The 1931-nt window shown below is 30.9% G+C and carries 3 protein-coding genes; all 3 read right to left on the reverse strand.

Going from position 1 to position 1931, the window contains the following annotated elements; all coding sequences use genetic code 11:
- Positions 1-207: 207 nt before the first annotated feature.
- The 3 genes from LS69_RS09925 to LS69_RS09935 are packed head-to-tail and all read right to left on the reverse strand — an operon-like array spanning position 208 to position 1842.
- Positions 208-444 (reverse strand): hypothetical protein, encoded by a 237-nt coding sequence (locus tag LS69_RS09925; RefSeq protein ID WP_138124646.1) that lies wholly within the window; start codon positions 442-444, stop codon positions 208-210.
- Between the two features lie 37 nt (positions 445-481).
- Positions 482-1303: a hypothetical protein gene (locus LS69_RS09930; RefSeq protein WP_138124649.1), complete on the reverse strand. Its 822-nt coding sequence runs from the start codon at positions 1301-1303 to the stop codon at positions 482-484.
- Positions 1303-1842 carry a hypothetical protein gene (locus LS69_RS09935; RefSeq protein WP_238699305.1) on the reverse strand — a complete coding sequence of 180 codons (540 nt, stop codon included), beginning with the start codon at positions 1840-1842 and terminating at the stop codon, positions 1303-1305. The genes LS69_RS09930 and LS69_RS09935 overlap by 1 nt, the downstream gene beginning before the upstream one ends.
- Positions 1843-1931 lie beyond the last annotated feature (89 nt).

Genomic DNA, 1931 nt, shown 5'->3' on the forward strand with positions numbered 1-1931 from the left:
TCTGCTGGATTTGCAATACTCCAAATCATATGGTAAACCCTTGTCATTGAGTGGTTTCATTTTGAGAGGGAATACAATATCTTCTATTGATGTTTCCCCCCTCCACCCCCTAACCACTTCATTCTCTTTAAAATCTTCAATAATTGGAATCTTAAATTGTTTAGTGATAGATTGTTTCTCTAAATCCTTAGATTCTATTTGAATCTTTTATGCTTTGGTATTATTAGCCTCATCATTATCTTTAAAGGGAATAAAAGAAAGAAAGAGAAGTTTAGTATCTTGTAAGTTAATATTATTGTATTTATCTTTGGTAATGGTAGTATCTAATGGAATCTTGATTGTAGTTTGTTTATCTTTTAGTTTAGTGATAAAGCTTGTTTTAGTGGGGTAGTTTTGGTTGTTTGTATTGGTGTTAATTGGATTATTTGTATTTGTAGCACTCACTTTAGAATCTTAAATATTACTAAATCAACAATTTTTATTATTTGCATTCATGTCCTACTTGACTTTCGTGAATTACCCCATAAATTACTTTGCTTGCGTCTTCGGCTTCTGGTAGAATATAGGCAACTTTAATCCATTTGAAATTCTTAGAATCTCGCCCTAAATCTAATATAAAAGCTTTATTCTCTGTATATTGACATGTTTCTTGTATATCTGCTCTTTGAATATGTATAAGTATTTGCCCATTAGGAGATTCTCTAAGATTAATAAAAGGGTCTTTGGAAGCATAGAACAACAGAAATTCGCTTGGAAGGGATTTTTTATCTATATACCACTTTCTTATATCGCTTAAAATCTTTACATCTTGAGCAATAGTCGCACAATATGGTGTATCAGCTTCACTATCTAAATTTTTATTAATGTAGTAATTTTCCAAAGTTAGTGTTACACGGATTGCTATCCCACCCAAGATATATTCATCTATTGGATTTAATTGATTTGGTAAAATATTATAGATTTGCAAGAAACTATTTTTTTGAAATGAAACATCTTTCTTAAGTGTATCATTTAAAAATATGGACCTGTTATCATCTGTAAAAAGTCTAGGTAAATCATTTGGAATATCTGGAAAAAACACTAAACGCCAATAAAAATCTACTTCGTCTTGATACATTTGCCATTCAAGTATTCCACTTAGCGTTACTTTTCCCCTATAATATATTTTTTCCTCTGTTTCTTTATCTTTATATAAGGTGCTATTATAATAAGTTCGGCTTGATAGCATGTCTTGAAAATGTGTCTGATATGCATCAGCATACACAATGCTAACAACAAAAAATATAAAAATTACTAAACGCATTATCGCTCCCTTTCTGGTGGGTAAAACTCAATTTTATCTTTTTCTTGAATCTTAACAATAAAATTCTTAATCGTGCTTTTTGTCGGATTATTTGTGCCAAGTTCATAGCGTTTAAAAGATTCTGCATCATGTTCAATAAGAGCTATATACAATCTTGCAACAGCATTAACTGTGCTATTTCTGTCTTTTGCTATCCATCTTTCTTTTTTCCACTTCAACTCATTTGTCGGCAAAAGGCAGCCCGTACTCCATTCACCTGTATCGCCATAATGAATTAAAATACCATTTCTACTTGTCCCTATCACACTATTTTTGCTATCTTTAGGTTTGAGTTGCGGGACGATATGAATATGTTTAGTTCCAAAAGTTTTCCTATTATCTTTATTGTGTTTGCAAGTTGCAATATTGCAATATAGCTGCTCTATGTTTATATTTAAATTTTTCATTGTTTTTTGCAAATCATCCAAATATCTTTCTTTATTATTTGGATTTTCCACCATAAGGACTGGGCTATTAATATTTGATTTTTTCCAAAACACCTCATATTCTCCTGCTGGTATTCTTGTATCACTGCCTGCAAACTTTTGTTGTTCGTTAGCGATTTTACCAACATTTGGATTATATCATG

Source organism: Helicobacter sp. MIT 05-5294, from assembly GCF_000765675.1.
Lineage (GTDB): Bacteria > Campylobacterota > Campylobacteria > Campylobacterales > Helicobacteraceae > Helicobacter_D.

Bases quoted from the DNA above. Each gene is read 5' to 3' on its own strand.
- LS69_RS09930 (WP_138124649.1), bottom strand. From the start codon at position 1,303: ATGCGTTTAGTAATTTTTATATTTTTTGTTGTTAGCATTGTGTATGCT.